This is a genomic window from Nocardia sp. NPDC055050, from assembly GCF_053608345.1.
Map to the genome: position 1 here is coordinate 1 of NZ_JBSGVG010000028.1, position 16,933 is coordinate 16,933.

17 protein-coding genes are annotated in these 16,933 nt (G+C 68.2%); 14 read left to right on the top strand and 3 right to left on the bottom strand.

The window, feature by feature from the left end:
* Positions 1-119: 119 nt before the first annotated feature.
* On the bottom strand, positions 120-911 hold the full coding sequence (locus ACWGCN_RS24960) for a 3-oxo-5-alpha-steroid 4-dehydrogenase (protein ID WP_452459776.1): 792 nt from the start codon (positions 909-911) through the stop codon (positions 120-122).
* A gap of 104 nt (positions 912-1,015) precedes the next feature.
* Here ACWGCN_RS24960 and ACWGCN_RS24965 point away from each other — a divergent pair, with 104 nt between their 5' ends.
* From ACWGCN_RS24965 to trmD, 6 genes are all read left to right on the top strand, one after another.
* A complete protein-coding gene (locus ACWGCN_RS24965; RefSeq protein WP_452459775.1) occupies positions 1,016-1,834 on the top strand; it encodes a nuclear transport factor 2 family protein in 819 nt (272 codons plus the stop codon).
* Between the two features lie 122 nt (positions 1,835-1,956).
* The gene (locus ACWGCN_RS24970; protein WP_452459774.1) at positions 1,957-3,051 is read left to right on the top strand and encodes an amidohydrolase family protein; all 1,095 of its coding nucleotides are present in this window, start codon (positions 1,957-1,959) and stop codon (positions 3,049-3,051) included.
* Positions 3,052-3,260: 209 nt separating this feature from the next.
* Positions 3,261-3,698: a 30S ribosomal protein S16 gene (gene rpsP / locus ACWGCN_RS24975; protein ID WP_378626367.1), complete on the top strand. Its 438-nt coding sequence runs from the start codon at positions 3,261-3,263 to the stop codon at positions 3,696-3,698.
* Positions 3,698-3,940 (top strand): RNA-binding protein, encoded by a 243-nt coding sequence (locus ACWGCN_RS24980; protein WP_056811833.1) that lies wholly within the window; start codon positions 3,698-3,700, stop codon positions 3,938-3,940. The genes rpsP and ACWGCN_RS24980 overlap by 1 nt, the downstream gene beginning before the upstream one ends.
* On the top strand, positions 3,941-4,465 hold the full coding sequence (rimM, locus tag ACWGCN_RS24985; RefSeq protein WP_378626368.1) for a ribosome maturation factor RimM: 525 nt from the start codon (positions 3,941-3,943) through the stop codon (positions 4,463-4,465).
* Positions 4,466-4,468: 3 nt separating this feature from the next.
* Positions 4,469-5,146: a tRNA (guanosine(37)-N1)-methyltransferase TrmD gene (gene trmD, locus ACWGCN_RS24990; RefSeq protein ID WP_452459773.1), complete on the top strand. Its 678-nt coding sequence runs from the start codon at positions 4,469-4,471 to the stop codon at positions 5,144-5,146.
* A 1-nt stretch (position 5,147) separates the two neighbouring features.
* Here trmD and ACWGCN_RS24995 read toward each other — a convergent pair whose 3' ends face one another.
* Together ACWGCN_RS24995 and ACWGCN_RS25000 are read right to left on the bottom strand one after the other, a co-directional pair.
* A complete protein-coding gene (locus ACWGCN_RS24995; RefSeq protein ID WP_378992183.1) occupies positions 5,148-5,516 on the bottom strand; it encodes a VOC family protein in 369 nt (122 codons plus the stop codon).
* 404 nt (positions 5,517-5,920) lie between these two features.
* Positions 5,921-6,766, bottom strand: coding sequence for a LuxR C-terminal-related transcriptional regulator (locus ACWGCN_RS25000; RefSeq protein ID WP_452459772.1), 846 nt, complete (start codon positions 6,764-6,766; stop codon positions 5,921-5,923).
* A gap of 96 nt (positions 6,767-6,862) precedes the next feature.
* Here ACWGCN_RS25000 and ACWGCN_RS25005 point away from each other — a divergent pair, with 96 nt between their 5' ends.
* The 8 genes from ACWGCN_RS25005 to ACWGCN_RS25040 all read left to right on the top strand — a co-directional run bounded on the left by ACWGCN_RS25005 (position 6,863) and on the right by ACWGCN_RS25040 (position 16,896).
* A complete protein-coding gene (locus tag ACWGCN_RS25005; RefSeq protein ID WP_452459771.1) occupies positions 6,863-8,476 on the top strand; it encodes an AMP-binding protein in 1,614 nt (537 codons plus the stop codon).
* Positions 8,476-10,089 (top strand): AMP-binding protein, encoded by a 1,614-nt coding sequence (locus ACWGCN_RS25010; protein WP_452459770.1) that lies wholly within the window; start codon positions 8,476-8,478, stop codon positions 10,087-10,089. The genes ACWGCN_RS25005 and ACWGCN_RS25010 overlap by 1 nt, the downstream gene beginning before the upstream one ends.
* A gap of 95 nt (positions 10,090-10,184) precedes the next feature.
* Complete coding sequence (locus ACWGCN_RS25015) at positions 10,185-11,369, top strand: alpha/beta hydrolase family protein (protein WP_452529112.1); 1,185 nt, start codon at positions 10,185-10,187, stop codon at positions 11,367-11,369.
* Between the two features lie 47 nt (positions 11,370-11,416).
* A complete protein-coding gene (locus ACWGCN_RS25020) occupies positions 11,417-13,798 on the top strand; it encodes a Tex family protein (RefSeq protein WP_378992192.1) in 2,382 nt (793 codons plus the stop codon).
* Between the two features lie 28 nt (positions 13,799-13,826).
* A complete protein-coding gene (locus ACWGCN_RS25025; protein WP_378992193.1) occupies positions 13,827-14,705 on the top strand; it encodes a hypothetical protein in 879 nt (292 codons plus the stop codon).
* A gap of 157 nt (positions 14,706-14,862) precedes the next feature.
* Positions 14,863-15,204, top strand: a complete 342-nt coding sequence (gene rplS / locus ACWGCN_RS25030) for a 50S ribosomal protein L19 (protein ID WP_071929278.1) — start codon at positions 14,863-14,865, stop codon at positions 15,202-15,204.
* 86 nt (positions 15,205-15,290) lie between these two features.
* Positions 15,291-16,055: a signal peptidase I gene (gene lepB, locus ACWGCN_RS25035; protein WP_378992195.1), complete on the top strand. Its 765-nt coding sequence runs from the start codon at positions 15,291-15,293 to the stop codon at positions 16,053-16,055.
* 136 nt (positions 16,056-16,191) lie between these two features.
* Positions 16,192-16,896, top strand: coding sequence for a ribonuclease HII (locus ACWGCN_RS25040; RefSeq protein WP_452459768.1), 705 nt, complete (start codon positions 16,192-16,194; stop codon positions 16,894-16,896).
* Positions 16,897-16,933 lie beyond the last annotated feature (37 nt).

Consider the following 16,933-nt stretch of genomic DNA (forward strand, 5'->3'; position numbering starts at 1 on the left):
GTTAGACGCCGTTGCTTGCTCCTTCGTCGCGTACGCAACGGCGTCTAACCGGCGACCCGGCCGCGGACCGGCCACTTCGTGGCCGCCGCTCCCTAGGGGTCGCGGTGCTGGTCGGCGTGTTAGATCACGCCGGGGATCAGCGCTTTGCGAGTGGTCGGGTAGTCGGCGAACTTCTCGCGGTACCAGCGGTGGGTGGCGAAGGCGCGCGGCACCAGGTTTCCCGCGGTGATCAAAAAGATCGCGACACCGGCCAGCGACCAGGTGAGCAGGGCGAACCCGGCCCAGGCGATCAGCTCGCCCAGGTAGGCCGGGCTGCTGACGAAGCGGAAGCCGGCGCCGTGGGGGACCCGGTACTCGGCGGCGCCGGGGTTGTTCTTGTCCCGCAGATTGCGCACGATCGCCTCGGATCGCACCAGCAGCCCGAATCCGCACAGGTACACGACCAGCCCGATCAGGAAGCGCGGATCGGTGAGCCAGGCGGTGCCGTACTGGTTCTTGTAGTCGTTGCTGAAGAACGCGCCGTTGAGGTAGCCGTGCAGGGCCGTCACGAACACGCCCGCCGCGACCACCGAAACGTTGAAGCTGCTCGTCTTACCCGGCACCTGCCGGATGGAGAGCGGGAAGAACCAGCCGCGATTGCCGTAGTGCAGCAACCAGATGGCGGCCAGCACCAGCGGCACCGGCTCGAAACGATCGGGGCCGCTGAGATAGAACACCGCGAACACGGCGGTCGCGGGCAGCTCCATCAGCCACCAGCCCAGCTTGGGGTTGAGATTGAAGCCGACCTTGTTCGACGCGAAGCGGCCGTAGGGGCTCTGCGCGAACAGCCCGCCGACGATCACGAACGCGGCGAAGGCGAAGGCGATGGCCAGCACGGTGTCGTAGGTGGTGTTCCCGGTGTACCAATCCATCGAGATCCTCTTGTCCAACAGGCGCCGAGCACGATCGCCGACGCAAAACTAGAACACGTTCTATCATGGATCGCGGAGGGGGAGCGTGACTATGGAGGACCTACATGTCGTTGGATCGGACCGCCGAGGACCTGCTGGCGGCGGTGCGGGCGTCACCGCGTGCGGTGGCCGCGCACGACAAGACCGCGTGGGTCGGGCTGTTCGCCGAGCAGGCGGCGGTACACGACCCGTACGGCTCGCGCGAGCACATCGGCCCGGACGCGATCTCGCGTTTCTACAACGTCTTCATCGCGCCGAACGCCATCGCCTTCCGCGTGGACCGCGACGTCGTCGCCGGCTACACGGTGGTGCGTGACCTGCACATCGAGACCACGATGTCGACGGGCGCCACCGTCACCGTGCCGATGCATCTGCGCTACGACCTGGTCGATACCGATGGCGGCTGGCGGATCGCCCGGCTCGCCGCGCACTGGGAGCTGGGGGTGATGGTCGCGCGTCTGCTGCGCACCGGCCCGTCCGGATTGCTCGCGGGAGCGAAGCTCGGGCCGCAACTCGTGGGCGAGCTCGGCATGGGCGGAGCGATGGGCATGATGCGGGCACTGCGCGGCATCGGCGGCTCCGGCAAGCGCATCGTCGGCAGACTCTTCGCTGCTGTCGCGTCCGGCGACACGGGTGGCGTGCGAGCGCTGCTCGATGAGCGGACGGTGTGCGAGCTGCCCGCCGGGCGACCGATCTCGGTGACGGAGTTCGCCGACCGCGCGCGAGACATCGAGTGGGACAAGATGATCGCCGCGGGTCGCACGGTCAGCGTGAGCGTGCGGGTCGGTGCGTCGCGCGGTGTGGCCTTCGTCGACTTCGCCCCGGACCGGCCGCGGATCACCGCTGTGCGGGTCTTTCTCGACGGCGATCCTTCAGGCGACTGACCGCTCGCCCGAAGGGTGCCGACCCGGCGCCCGGTGCTGTCGCGGTGGCCGGGCCTCGGAGCGTGTGCGTGCGCCGATCCTGCGAGGTAGGTTCGGTTTCAGGCCGACGACTGGAGGTTCGTGTGCATCTGCGTGGTGTAGTTCTCCCCGGCGACCGGGAGCGCGACCTCTGGGTTGTCGACGGCGCCGTGACGTTCGAGCCCGTGCGCGGTGCCGAAACCCTGTGCAGCACAGGCTGGATCGTGCCAGGCCTGGTCGACGCGCACTGCCATGTCGGCATCCGCTACGGCGGCGGGGACGAGACCCGCGACGGCGCGATCGAGCAGGCCGAGACCGAACGCGACGCGGGGGCGCTGCTCCTGCGCGACGCGGGCTCGCCGATCGACACCCGCTTCATCGACGAGCACGCCGAGCTGCCGCGGATCATCCGCGCGGGTCGACACATCGCCCGCCCCAAGCGCTACATTCGCGAACTCGGGATCGAACTCGACGACGAGCGCGACCTGCCCGAGATCGTCGCCGAGCAGGCCCGCTTCGGTGACGGCTGGGTGAAGATCGTGGGGGATTGGATCGACCGCTCCGTCGGCGACCTGCGCCCGCTGTGGAGTGACGACATCCTGAAGCAGGCCATCGACGCCGCCCACGCGAACGGGGCAAGGGTCACCGCCCACGTGTTCGGTGAGGACGCCCTGCCGGGCCTGATCAACGCGGGTATCGACTGCCTCGAACACGGCACCGGCATCGCCGACGACACCATCGAACTGATGGTGGCCAACGGCACCGCCCTGGTCCCCACCCTGATCAATATCGACACCTTCCCCGGCATCGCCGACAGCGCCACGAAGTTCCCGGTCTACGCCGCCCACATGCGCGACCTGCACCGCCGCGTTCGCGACACCGTCGGCAAAGCCCACGAGGCGGGCGTCCCGATCTACGCGGGCACCGACGCGGGCGGCTCCATCCGTCACGGCCGCATCGCCGACGAGATCACCGCCCTGTCCGGTGCGGGCCTGTCACCCCACGAGGCTCTCGGCGCCGCGTCGTGGAACGCCCGCACCTGGCTCGGCCGCCCCGGTATCGACGAGGGCGCCCCGGCCGACTTCGTCGTCTACGCCCACGACCCCCGCGTGAACCCGCACTCGCTCACCGACCCAGAATGGGTCGTGCTGCGTGGCCTGGTCGTGAAGACCCCCGATCCGGTCACTGGGCACCGCTGAATCGGCGTCGCACGGCAATAGCGGAGGCGATTTCCGGGCGCGGCGGGTCGTCTGGCAGAATGAACCCTCGTCCTTCCTGGACAGTGTCAGCCCGTCTCCGGTTACGTACCGCGCGGCGGTCACGCACGCATGCGCGAAACCGGACCCGCAGACCATGCGGGTCGCCGAATCGCGTGGTGACCAAAACTACTGAAAGAAGACTGAACAGCATGGCTGTCAAGATCAAGCTCACTCGTCTCGGCAAGATCCGCAACCCGCAGTACCGCGTCGTCGTCGCCGACGCCCGTACCCGTCGTGACGGCCGCGCCATCGAGTCCATCGGCCTGTACCACCCGAAGGAAGAGCCTTCGCTGATCCAGATCGACGCCGAGCGCGTCGCGTACTGGCTGTCGGTCGGCGCGCAGCCCACCGAGTCGGTGCAGCGTCTGCTGGAGATCACCGGCGACTGGCAGAAGTTCAAGGGCCTGCCGGGCACCGAGGGCACCCTGAAGGTGAAGGCCGCGAAGACCTCCAAGCTGGACCTGTTCAACGCCGCGCTGGCCGCTGCCGACAACGCGCCCACCACCGAGGCCGTCACCCCGAAGAAGAAGGCCGCCAAGAAGGACGAGGCTGCCGCTGAGGAAGCCGCCACCGAGGCTGCCGAGTAATGACTGCTGTTGTTGCCGATGCCGTCGAACATCTGGTTCGCGGCATCGTCGCCAACCCTGACGACGTCCGTGTCGAGCTGCTCACCGGACGTCGTGGACGCACCGTCGAGGTACACGTCCATCCTGAAGACCTGGGCAAGGTGATCGGGCGCGGTGGTCGTACCGCGACCGCGCTGCGCACCCTGGTCGCCGGCATCGGCGGCCGTGGGATCCGGGTCGACGTGGTCGATACCGACGCCTAGATGGAACTCGTCGTAGGTCGGGTCGCCAAGTCGCACGGTGTGCGCGGCGAACTCGTCGTCGATGTTCGTACCGACGAACCGGACGTCCGGTTCGCGCCGGGCGTCACGCTGCGCGGCAGGATGCCGAAGTCCTCGGCGACCCGTGACTACACCGTGAAGTCGGCCCGAGAGCACTCGGGCCGGCTTCTGGTGTTCGTCGACGGGATCGACGATCGCACCGCCGCCGACGCCCTGCGTGGCACGTTGTTCGTCGTCGACAGCGATTCGCTGCCGCCGTCGGAGGACGACGACGCCTTCTACGACCACGAACTCGAAGGCCTCCGGGTCGAGTTCACCGACGGCACCCTCGTCGGCACGGTCACCGAGGTGCTGCATTCGGCCGCGGGCGAACTGCTGTCGGTGCGTGCCGCCGACGACGGTCGCGAGATTCTCATTCCCTTTGTCACCGCCATCGTGCCGACGGTTTCGCTCGCCGATGGACTGGTTGTCATCACGCCGCCCGAGGGCCTGCTCGATCCGGAGTAATTCGTGCAACTCGACGTCGTCACGATCTTCCCGGAGTACCTCGAGCCGCTGCGGACCGCGCTGCTCGGCAAGGCTGTCGACAAGGGCCTGATCTCGATCGGCGTGCACGATCTGCGCCACTGGACGCACGACGTGCACAAATCGGTCGACGATTCGCCCTACGGTGGCGGTCCCGGCATGGTCATGAAGCCCACCGTCTGGGGCGAGGCCCTGGATGAGGTGTGCCCGGACAACGCACTGCTCGTCGTCCCCACGCCGGCCGGTGTGCCGTTCACCCAGGCCACCGCGCAGCGCTGGGCCACCGAGAAGCACCTCGTGTTCGCCTGCGGGCGCTACGAGGGCATCGATCAGCGCGTGTTCGACGATGCCGCCCGCCGCGTCCGCGTCGAAGAGGTGAGCATCGGCGACTACGTTCTCATCGGCGGCGAGGCCGCGGTGCTCGTGATGACCGAGGCCGTGGTGCGTCTGATCCCCGGCGTGCTCGGCAATCAGCAGTCCCACCAGGAGGATTCGTTCTCCGACGGACTCCTCGAAGGGCCCAGCTACACCCGACCGGTGTCGTGGCGTGGCCTCGAGGTGCCCCCGATCCTGCTGTCGGGCGACCATGCCAAGGTCGCCGCGTGGCGGCACGAACAGTCACTGGAACGCACGGCGCAGCGCCGTCCCGACCTGCTGCCCTGACCTAACCCGGGATCACCCGGGTGGTGATACAGAACGGGTGCCCGGCGGGGTCGAGCAATACCCGCCAGCGCGGATCCGGTTGTACCGGTGCGGGTTTGGCGCCGATCGCGAGGGCGTGCTGTTCGCAGAGATCGAGGTCGGCGTCGGCGGCGAGATCGAGGTGCACCGCGGCCGTGCCGGGCCACTGCGGCGGGTAGTAGTCCTCGACGCGTTGCGCGGCGACCGTCAGTCCCGACGGGATTCGGATCCCGACGCTGTGCGCGTCGTTCCACAGGACACGGCCACCGAGCAGCCCGAGATAGAAGCGGGCGAGGGACTCGGGGTCGTCACAGTCCAGTGAGAGGCCGGCCAGTTGAAAAGGCTCCGTCATCGAAGCGACGCTACCGGGCGCGACGGGGACCGAGATTGTTTTCCCCTAAAGACATTTGGGTATCCATCCAGGTCGTTCTTTGTGCGATCGTCCATAGTGAGGGTTGCTGGTTCCATCCGGAACGGGTTCGGTCCCAGCGTCCGTCGGCGCGGTCGGGCCGGACGCGACGAGGCCGAACGGACGCTGCGCCGATGTTCCCAGTACAGGCACTGCGTCCCTTGATGATTGGACGCTGACCCGAGTGAGCGCTCGGTGACATTCGGTGTGGGGTGTCGCGCCCACGAGGTGAGACCTTGCCGGTCCGATCGGTCGCGCCGGAGGCATTGCGGCGGATTCAGCGGCCGAATGGCGGTGATATATCCCACATCTGGCGCAGGGGTCGAAGCGGTCGTGGGTCGCGGCGGTCAGGGCAGCAGGCCGTGCCGCCGTGCCCGAGCCACCGCCTCGTGCCTGGTGCCGGCATCCAACTTGCTCATCGCCTGCCGCAGGTAACTCTTGACGGTCTCGGCGCCGAGCGAGAGTCGAAGCGCCACTTCCTGATTCGTGCAGCCGAGGGCGATCTGGGCGAGCACGTCGAGTTCGCGCCGCGACAACCGCGGCGCATCGCCGGCGGACTCGCCGGTCAACACCCCGGTCAGTCGTTCGCACACCCCGGAAAGCCGGTCGCGCAGGGCGAGATCGCCCGTGGCGGCCGCGAGGGCGCGAAGCTCGGCGTGGATCTCGCGCAACTCCTCGGTCGCCGCGGGGGTGGTCGTCGTCGGCGGTGTCGCGAGCTCGAGCAGCCGGACCCGCCGGTCCACCTCGTCACGGACGGCGATCTCCGCGGCCAGTCGCTTACCCGCCTGCAGGATCACCTCGGCGGTGCGGTCGCCGAGGGGGCCCGTGCCACGCGTGGCGGCGTACAGCACGGCGCGAGGTCGGTCGGCGACCAGCACCGGCACGGCCAGCACCGACCGCAACCCTTCGCCGACGACCGCGGCGTCGTAGTGGTGGGTGATCGAGGACGAGCCTCGATAGTCGGCCACCGACGCGGGCCTGCGGTACTCCATGGCCTGCCCGCCGAGCCCGGAGGTGCGCAGCACCGACAGCCCGCGCAGACCGGTGGTGACGGTGCCGGCGAACTCGGTGAGCAGCAGGGTGTCCTCGTCCACCGCGCCGCCGAACACCACCGGGACGCTCGCCCGTCCCGCCACCCAGCGGATCTCGGCGCGCAGCGCGTCACCGTCGCGCGGGCGCAACAGGGAAGTCATGGATCACCCCTTTTCGGGGGTAGTGGGACACGTGAGCTATGCCACATTCTAGGGCAGACCCGGTGGCCGATACCCGGGTGATGAGGAGAAGCTGCGATGACTACCGATCTGGACGTGCGGGTGCGCGACCTGCTCGACCACTACGACCGACCAGAGGCCTGTGCGGCCGATCTGCTCTGCGATCGGCACCCGGCCGGGCAGATCGCGTTCACGGTGATCGAGTCCGATCTGCGCGCCTACGACCTGACCTACGGTGAGCTGCGGGAGCGCTCGGCCCGGTTCGCCGCCGCGCTGGCCGAACTCGGCGTCGAACCCGGCGATCGGGTGGCGACATTGATGGCGAAATCCGTCGAGCTCGTGGTGGCGCTGCTGGGTATCTGGCGCCGCGGCGCGGTGCACGTGCCGTTGTTCACCGCGTTCGCGCCACCGGCCGTCGAGTTCCGGCTGACCGCGAGCCGCGCGAAGGTCGTGGTCGCCGATGCCGACCAGGCGCCGAAACTCGCGGCGGCCGACTACCGGACGATCGTTGCCGGTGACGCCGACAGCCCCGGCGCGCTGCGCTTCGACGATCTGCTCGACGGGTACCGGTCCGACGACCCGCGTGCGAAGCCGGTAGCGGTAGGTGGCGACGGCCTGCTGGTCCAGCTGTTCACCAGCGGCACCACCGGAGCCCCCAAGGGCGTGCCGATCCCGGTGCGCGCGCTGGCGTCGTTCCACGCCTACCAGGAGTTCGCCCTGGATGTGCGCCCCGAGGACGTCTTCTGGAACGCGGCCGATCCAGGCTGGGCGTACGGCCTCTACTACGCGATCCTGGGGCCGCTGGCCACCGGCGTGCGCAGCCTGCTGCTGCACGCGGGGTTCTCGGCGTCACTCACCTGGGACGTGTTGCAGCGCTTCGGCGTCACCAACTTCGCCGCCGCGCCGACCGTCTATCGGGCGTTGCGCGCCGACAGCGCTCCGGCTCCGGAGGGCTTCGCCCTGCGCCGGGCGTCGTCGGCGGGCGAGCCGTTGACCCCGGACGTGGTGGCCTGGTCGCAGCGGACACTCGGGGTTGCGGTGCGTGACCACTACGGTCAGACCGAGCACGGCATGGTGATCTGCCATGCGTGGCACCCCGCCCTCGATGTGGCCGTCCCGCCCGGTTCGATGGGCAGGCAGCTCCCCGGGTGGTCCTGTGCGGTCCTCGCCGAGGACGTCGACACCGAGGCGGCACCCGGTGAGATCGGCCGGGTCGCCATCGACACCCACCACAGCCCGCTGCTCTGGTTCCTCGGCTACCTCGACGATCCGGAGCGCACCGCGAGCCGATTCACCGCCGACGGACGCTGGTATCTGACCGGTGACGTCGCCTCCCGCGATTCCGACGGCTGCTTCCGCTTCAGCTCCCGCGACGACGACGTGATCATCATGGCGGGCTACCGGATCGGCCCGTTCGAGGTCGAGAGTGTGCTGGTTCTGCACGAGCAGGTCGCCGAGGCCGCCGTGGTCGGGATGCCCGACGAACTGCGCGGTGAGGTGCTGGAGGCCTTCGTGGTGACCCGCCCCGGCATCGAGGGCAGCGCCGGGTTGGCAGCCGAGCTGCAGCAGCTGGTCAAGGACGAGTTCGCCGCCCACGCTTATCCGAGAAGGGTCCATTTCGTGGACAGCCTGCCCAAGACGCCCAGTGGCAAAGTGCAGCGATTCCTGCTGCGCGGCAAGGAGATCCGGTGATGTCCGAACTCAGCTACAGCTGCGGTCCCGACGAGGTCGCGCTGCTCGGCGACACCATCGGCGCGAATCTGGACCGCGCCGTCGCGGCCCACCCCGCGCGTGACGCGCTCGTCGACTGCCCGGCAGGGCGTCGCTGGACCTACCGCGAGGTGGGTGCGGCGGTCGACGCCGTCGCGACCGGTCTCGCCGCACACGGCATCGAACCCGGTGACCGGGTCGGCATCTGGGCACCCAACTGCGCCGAATGGTTCCTCGTGCAATACGCCACCGCGAAGATCGGTGCCATCCTGGTCAACATCAACCCCGCCTACCGCACCAGCGAACTCGAATACGTTCTCGTCCAGGCCGGGGTACGCACGCTGATCGCCGCACCGGAGTTCAAGAGCTCGGACTACGTCGCGATGATCGAGCAGGTCCGGCCGAACTGTCCCGCCCTGGAACAGGTGCTGATTCTCGGCACCGAGCCGTGGCGGCAGGTGGCCGAGACCGAGCCGGACAGGCAGCGGCTGGGTGCGATCGCCGAGACGCTGTCGGCCGACGACCCGATCAACATCCAATACACCTCGGGAACAACGGGTTTCCCGAAGGGCGCGACGCTGAGCCACCACAACATCCTCAACAACGGGTTCTTCGTCGGCGAACTGTGCGGATACACCGAGGCCGATCGGGTCTGCATCCCGGTTCCGTACTACCACTGCTTCGGCATGGTGATGGGCAATCTCGCGGTCACCTCCCACGGTGCGACCGCGGTGATTCCGTCGCCGTCGTTCGACCCGGCCGCGGCGCTGGCCGCTGTCGCCGCGGAACGCTGCACCTCGCTCTACGGTGTGCCGACGATGTTCATCGCGATGCTGGCCGAACTCGATTCCGGCGCCGACTACGACCTGTCGAGCCTGCGCACCGGCATCATGGCGGGCTCACCGTGCCCGGTCGAGGTGATGAAACGGGTGATCGATCGGCTGGGGATGAGCGAGGTGTCCATCTGCTACGGCATGACCGAGACCTCACCGGTGTCCACGCAGACCCGTCGCGACGACAGCATCGACCGGCGCACCGCCACCGTCGGCCGGGTCGGCCCGCACCTCGAGGTGAAGGTGGTCGACCCGGAGACCGGGCGCACCGTGGCGCGTGGCGAACCGGGCGAACTGTGCACCCGCGGCTACTCGGTGATGCTCGGGTACTGGGAACAGCCCGACAAGACCGCCGAGGCGATCGACGCCGCCCGCTGGATGCACACCGGCGACATCGGCGTCATGGACGCGGACGGCTACCTCGCGGTCACCGGCCGGATCAAGGACATGGTGATCCGCGGCGGCGAGAACATCTACCCCCGCGAGATCGAGGAGTTCCTCTACACCCACCCCGATATCGTCGACGCCCAGGTCATCGGTGTCCCTGACGCCAAATACGGTGAGGAGCTCATGGTCTGGCTCCGTCTCCGTAAGGGCGCGAAACCCCTCGACGCCGACACCGTCCGCACCTTCTGCGCCGGACGCCTGGCTCACTACAAGATCCCGCGCTATGTGCACGTGGTCGACGAGTTCCCGATGACGGTCACCGGCAAGGTGCGCAAGGCCGAGATGCGCGAACTTGCCAGGGACATCCTCGGCTGAGCGGCTGGAACGCACCGTGGCTCGATCCGTCGCGGGCACCAGTGCTTGTTGCTAGCGTGTTCGCGACGGTCGGGCGTTCGGGATGGTACTGAACAATGATGGGGGAGACGGTGTTCCGTCGTGCAGTGGTGGTGTCGATGTCGGTCTGCGCGGTGGTCGCGTCGAGTGCGGGTGGTGCCGGCGCCGGGCCGGGCGGGGTCGGCGTTCTCCCGAGTCCCAGTGCAACTCTGCCGGTCGGCGCCACGACGCTGCACCTGGTCGACGACGCACGGCCGGATCCGTTCCAGCCCGACCGGTCGAGGGAACTGATGGTCTCGGTGTTCTACCCGGCGACCGAGGTGAATCGCTACCCGCGTGCGCATTACGCGTCGACCGAACTGATCCCCGGACTGGAGGACGAACTCGGCATCGAGCTGCCCGGCGCCCTGACTCACGCCCACCGGGAGGCGCCCGCGCAGGCGGCGGGCGCCTACCCGGTCGTGCTGTACACCCCCGGCGCCGGTGTCTCGCGGATTCTGGGCACCGGGCTCGCCGAGGACCTGGCCTCGCGCGGCTACGTGGTGGTGACCATCGATCACACCTATGAAACCGGTCCGGCCGTCGAGTTCCCCGGCGGCCGGCTCGTGCGGCCCGCCCCGGCGCCCAACGGCTTCGACACCGCGATCCGCGAGAAGTACATCGCCGCACGGCTGCTCGATCTCCGGTTCGTGCTCGACTCCTTCGCCGGGCTGGCCGCGGGGACCAACCCCGATGCCGAATCCGACCCCCTACCCGCCGATCTGGGCCGGGTGCTCGACCTGAACCGGGTCGGCGCCGTCGGACATTCGTCGGGCGGGTACACCGCCGTCGAGGCCATGCACGAGGACCGCCGCATCGACGCGGCCGTCGACATGGACGGACAGATCGGGGTGGACGAGGCGTTCGGCCGCGCGGTGACCGAGGGCGTCGATCGGCCCACCCTGGTCCTGACCAGCGAGCAGATCGAGGACGTCGGTGATGCGAATCCGTCCCTCGACGCGTTCTGGCAGGGGGCCACCGGCTGGAAACGTCATCTGGCCATAGCGGATTCGGCGCACTACGACTTCACCGACATGCCGTCGCTGGTGCCCGCCGTCGCCCGGCCCGCCGCGTCGACCTACCTCGGCGCCATCGATCCGGATCGCATGGCGTCGCTCGTGCGGGGCTACGTCGCGGCGATGTTCGACAAATTCCTGCGCGAACGCACCGACACCGTGCTGGATCGCCCGATCACCGAACCCGAGGTGCGGACAATCCGCTGACCTGGGTGCCAGCGCGGTGTCGGTCATGAGCTGTAGTCTCTGCGGCTGTGACGACAGCGCCCGAGATCGCCGACAGCACGACCACCATCGCCAGCGTAGGCAGGCGGATCGCCGATGAACTGGGGGTGCGCGAGACCCAGGTCCGCGCCGCCGTCGAACTGCTCGACGGTGGTTCGACGGTTCCGTTCATCGCGCGCTACCGCAAAGAGGTCACCGACGGCCTCGACGATGCCCAGTTGCGTCAGCTCGAGGAACGGCTCGGGTATCTGCGTGAGCTCGACGAGCGCCGCGGCGCGATCATCGAATCCATTCGCGGCCAGGGCAAACTCGATCCCACTCTGCACTCGCAGCTCATGCTCGCCGAGACCAAGGCGCGCCTGGAAGACATCTACCTGCCGTACAAGCCCAAGCGCCGCACCAAGGCGCAGATCGCGCGCGAAGCCGGACACGAGCCGGTGGCCGACGCGCTGATCGGCGACCCGGGCACCGATCCGGCCGCCTACACCGCCGAACAGCTCGACGGCGCCCGCTCGATCCTGGTCGAACGCTTCGCCGAAGACGCCGACCTGGTCGGTGAGCTGCGTGAGCTGATGTGGAAACGCGGCCAGATCACCTCCACGGTGCGCGCGGGCAAGGAGGAGGCGGGAGCCAAGTTCTCCGACTACTTCGAGTTCAGCGAGCCCTTCCACAAGCTGCCCTCGCACCGGATCCTGGCGCTGCTGCGCGGGGAGAAGGAGGAGATGCTCACACTGCATCTCGAAGCCGACACCGACGAACCGGCACCCGGCGAGCGCACCCTCTACGAGGGCCGCATCGCGGTCGCCTTCGGCATCGCCGACAAGGGCCGTCCGGCCGATTCCTGGCTGCTCGACACCGTCCGCTGGGCCTGGCGCACCAAGCTCGCCGTGAGCCTGGGTATCGACACCAGGATGCGGTTGCGCCAGGCGGCCGAGAAGGACGCGGTCGACGTGTTCGCCGCGAACCTGCGCGACCTGTTGCTCGCCGCACCCGCGGGCACCCGCACCACCATGGGCCTCGACCCCGGTTACCGCACCGGCGTGAAGGTCGCCGTCGTCGACGCCACCGGTAAGGCCGTCGCGACCGAGGTGATCTACCCGCACAAACCGCAGGGGCAGACCGAGAAGTCCCTCGCGGTGCTGGCCGCGCTCGTCGCCCGCTTCGGTGTGGAGCTCATCGCCATCGGCAACGGCACCGCCTCGCGCGAGACCGATGCCCTCGCGGTGGAACTGATCTCGCGGATTCCGGAGAACAAGCCGACCAAGATCGTGGTGTCGGAGGCGGGCGCCTCGGTGTATTCCGCATCGGCCTACGCCTCGGCCGAATTGCCCGACATGGACGTGTCGCTGCGCGGCGCGGTCTCCATCGCCCGGCGTCTGCAGGACCCGCTCGCCGAACTGGTGAAGATCGATCCGAAGTCGATCGGCGTCGGCCAGTACCAGCACGACGTATCCGAGACGCTGCTCGCGCGCTCGCTGGGCGCGGTCGTCGAAGACGCGGTGAACGCCGTCGGTGTCGACGTGAACACGGCTTCGGTGCCGCTGCTCTCGCGCGTGTCGGGTGTTTCCTCGTCGGTGGCGGAAAGCATTGTGGCCCACCGTGATCAGAACGGGCCTTTCAACAGCCGCAAGGCCCTGCTCGAGGTTCCGCGCCTGGGGCCGAAGGCTTTCGAGCAGTGCGCGGGCTTCCTGCGTATCCGCGGCGGTGCCGACCCGCTGGACACCTCCGCCGTGCACCCCGAGGCCTATCCGGTGGTGCGCCGCATTCTCGAGCACACCGGCCGGGAGATGGCCGAGGTCATCGGCAACACCAGCACTCTGCGCGCGTTGAAGCCCGGCGACTTCACCGACGAGAAGTTCGGTGTGCCCACCGTCAGCGACATCATCGCCGAGCTGGAGAAGCCGGGCCTGGACCCGCGTCCGGAATTCAAGACCGCCGAGTTCGCCGCGGGCATCGAGAAGGTCGCCGACCTGAAGCCCGGGATGGTGCTCGAGGGCGTCGTGACGAATGTGGCCGCGTTCGGCGCGTTCGTCGATGTCGGCGTTCATCAGGACGGTCTCGTGCACGTGTCGGCGCTGTCGCACACCTTCGTCAAGGATCCGCGCGAAGTGGTGAAGTCCGGTGACGTGGTGAAGGTGAAGGTTCTCGAGGTCGACGTCGCCCGTCAGCGGATCGGGCTCACCCTGCGGCTCGATGACGAGCCGGGCAAGCCCGCGCAGGGGGACAATCGTGGAGGTGGCGCGCCGCGCGGTCAGGGTCGTGGACAGCAAGGCGGTCGTGGTCCGGCGCCTGCCCGCAACCAGGGACAGGGGCGTCAGGGCAACGGCGGCGGTAACCAGCGCAAGCAGGCTGCGGCACCGAGCGGTTCGATGGCAGACGCCCTGCGCGCGGCTGGTTTCGGCAACAAGTAGGTAGCAACTCGACGACAGGGCGGGCGGCATGCGACGGTGGCTCGAGGAAGCGGTGATCGCGCACGGCCGCCTGCCCCTGCTCTGTTTCCTGCTGGGGTTCATCCTCGGCTTCGTGGTGATCCGGGTGAGTGTGCGGATGATCCGGGCCAATGTGCGCTGGTGGCCGGGCAATGTGAAAGCCGGCGACACCCACATCCACCACATGGTGTTCGGCGTGATCACCGTGCTGCTGTCGGGCATCGGGCTGATCGCCACCGCCGAGGACTCCACCCAGGTCACCTCGAGCGTGCTGGCCGCGATCTTCGGGATCGGCGCCGCGCTGGTACTCGACGAGTTCGCGCTGATCTTCTATCTGCGTGATGTCTACTGGTCCGAGCAGGGCCGAACCTCGGTGGACGCCGTCTTCGTCGCCTTCGCCGTGACCGGTCTGCTCCTGCTCGGCGTCCAACCGGCGACGTTTCTGGACTACGACGACTTCCGGGCATCGCGTGGTGTCGGGGTGCGGGTCGGGGTGGTGATCACGATCACAGTGAATCTGGTGCTCGCCGCGATCGTGATCGCCAAGGGTAAGATCTGGACCGGGCTGTTCGGCATGTTCTTCACGCCGCTGCTGCTGGTCGGCGCGGTGCGCTTGAGCAGGCCGGGCGCCCCGTGGGCGCGTTGGCGCTACGGTCACCGGCCCAAGACCATGAACCGCGCGGTCGCGCGGGAGCGGCGCTACCGTCGCCCGGTCATCCGCGCGAAGATCTTCATCCAGGACCTGATCGCGGGCAAGCCCGACGTCGAGCACGCGCGTACGGCAGCCGAGGCGGAATTGGCGCGTACCGTCGTCCCGGCGCCCTCGGCACCGCCGCCGCATCCGCACCTGCTGCCCCGCCGCCGAACCGACCAGACCGACGAGCAGTGAGGCCCGATTTCGATCAGGGCTACCAGGTCTGGCACAATGAACCGGTTGCCTTGGACGAGTCATGTCCGAGAGCACTCCTGTTCTGAGCATGAACCGGTCGAGCGCGCGAGTGCCGCCAGGTTCCTCTGTTCACGCAAAGAATCCGAAAAGGTGGAAAATGAACACCCTTGATTTCGTCGACGAGAAGTCGCTGCGTAGCGACGTCCCCGACTTCCGTCCGGGCGACACCCTGAACGTGCACGTGAAGGTCATCGAAGGCTCGAAGGAGCGCATCCAGGTCTTCAAGGGCGTCGTGATCCGGCGTCACGGCGGCGGCATCGGCGAGACCTTCACGGTCCGCAAGGTGTCCTTCGGCGTCGGTGTCGAGCGCACCTTCCCCGTGCACAGCCCCAACATCGACCACATCGATGTCGTGACCCGCGGTGACGTGCGTCGCGCCAAGCTGTACTACCTGCGCGACCTGCGCGGCAAGGCTGCCAAGATCAAGGAAAAGCGCTGATCTCGCAGTAGCACTTCGCAGTACCAGAATTCTTCAGGTAGCCCGGTACCCGACTCACGTCAGGGTGCCGGGCTACTCTGTTCGGCGTGGCAGACGAAAGTGAGTCGGTGTCGGTGTCCGATTCGGGTGACGAAGGCGGGCGGCGCAGAAAAAAGCGCGGCGACAAGAAGCAGCGCCCGTTCTGGCAGGAGCTGCCGATACTCGTCGTGATCGCAGCGGTGATCGCCGCGTTGATGGTGACTTTCGTCGGTCGGCCGTATGTGATCCCCTCGCAGTCGATGGAGAACACGCTGCTGATCGGTGATCGCATCTACGTCCAGAAGATCAGCTATTACGGCTCCGAACCCGGACCGGGCGACGTGGTGGTGTTCGTCGGACCGCCATCGTGGAACGGGCACTACAAGTCGGTGCGTTCGGACAACACTGTCGTGCGCGGTCTGCAGAACTTCCTGTCCTACTTCGGGCTGGTCCCGCCGGACGAGAACGATCTGGTCAAGCGCGTGATCGCGGTCGGCGGGCAAACCGTGCAGTGTTGTGATCCGCAGGGGCGCGTGATGGTCGACGGCAAACCGCTCGACGAGCCGTACATCAAGAAGGACTACCCCTGGTACACCGACCGTCCCAACGCCGTGTACCCGGCGGGCCGGGTGTTCGGCCCGGTGAAGGTGCCGGAGGGCAATCTGTGGGTGATGGGCGACAACCGCAACGAGTCGGCTGATTCGCGCGCCCACGTCAGCGACGATCTACAGGGCACCGTGCCGGTGGACAACGTCCGCGGCAAAACGGTGTTCAAGATCTGGCCGCCGAACCGGATGGGCCCAGTGAAGACCCAGAACCCGCAAGAGAACTAACGCGACGAGGATGAGTGTTCTGGGCCGGGTGAAGACCCGGAACGCGCAAGAGAACTGACACGTTGAGCAGGGGTGTTCCGGGGCGAACGCGCACCCGGAACACCCAGTCGAACTGACGCGACGGGACAATCGAACTGTGGGGCAGGATCGGACCAGCTGGCCGCCGCGGATGGTGATGCGCCGGGCGGCGGGACTACGCACGCTCGAGGCCGCGCTCGTGCGCGGTGGCCTCGCGCCGGTGGCCGGTGTCGACGAGGCGGGGCGCGGACCCTGCGCGGGTCCGCTGGTGGTCGCCGCGTGCCTGCTCGCGCCCAAGGCCTACGACAAGCTCGCCGGGCTCGACGACTCCAAGAAACTCACGGAGGCGGCTCGTGAGGAGCTGTTCCCGGTGGTTCAGCGGTTGTCGCTGGCCTGGAGCGTCGTGGTGGTACCTGCGTGGGAGATCGACTCGATCGGGATCCACGTCGCCAATATCGAGGGCATGCGCCGAGCCGTCGTCGGCCTCGAACACACCCCCGGCTACATCCTGACCGACGGATTCAAGGTGCCCGGCCTGCCCGCACCGTCGCTGCCGGTGATCGGCGGCGACGGCACCGCGGCCTGCATCGCGGCCGCGAGCATCCTGGCGAAGGTGACCAGGGACCGGATGATGGTCGAGCTCGACGCCCAGCTACCCGGCTACGGTTTCGCCGCGCACAAGGGCTACAACACGCCCGAGCACACCGCCGCCCTGCGGCAGCTCGGGCCGAGCACAGAACACCGCCGTTCCTGGCGGAATGTGCGCGAGCTCGAGGCGCCCGGAGGTAGCCGAGTGGCTACTCGCGCGGCACATGCGCGATGATGTCACCAATGAACGCGGCGCTGCTAGCAGGAGGACG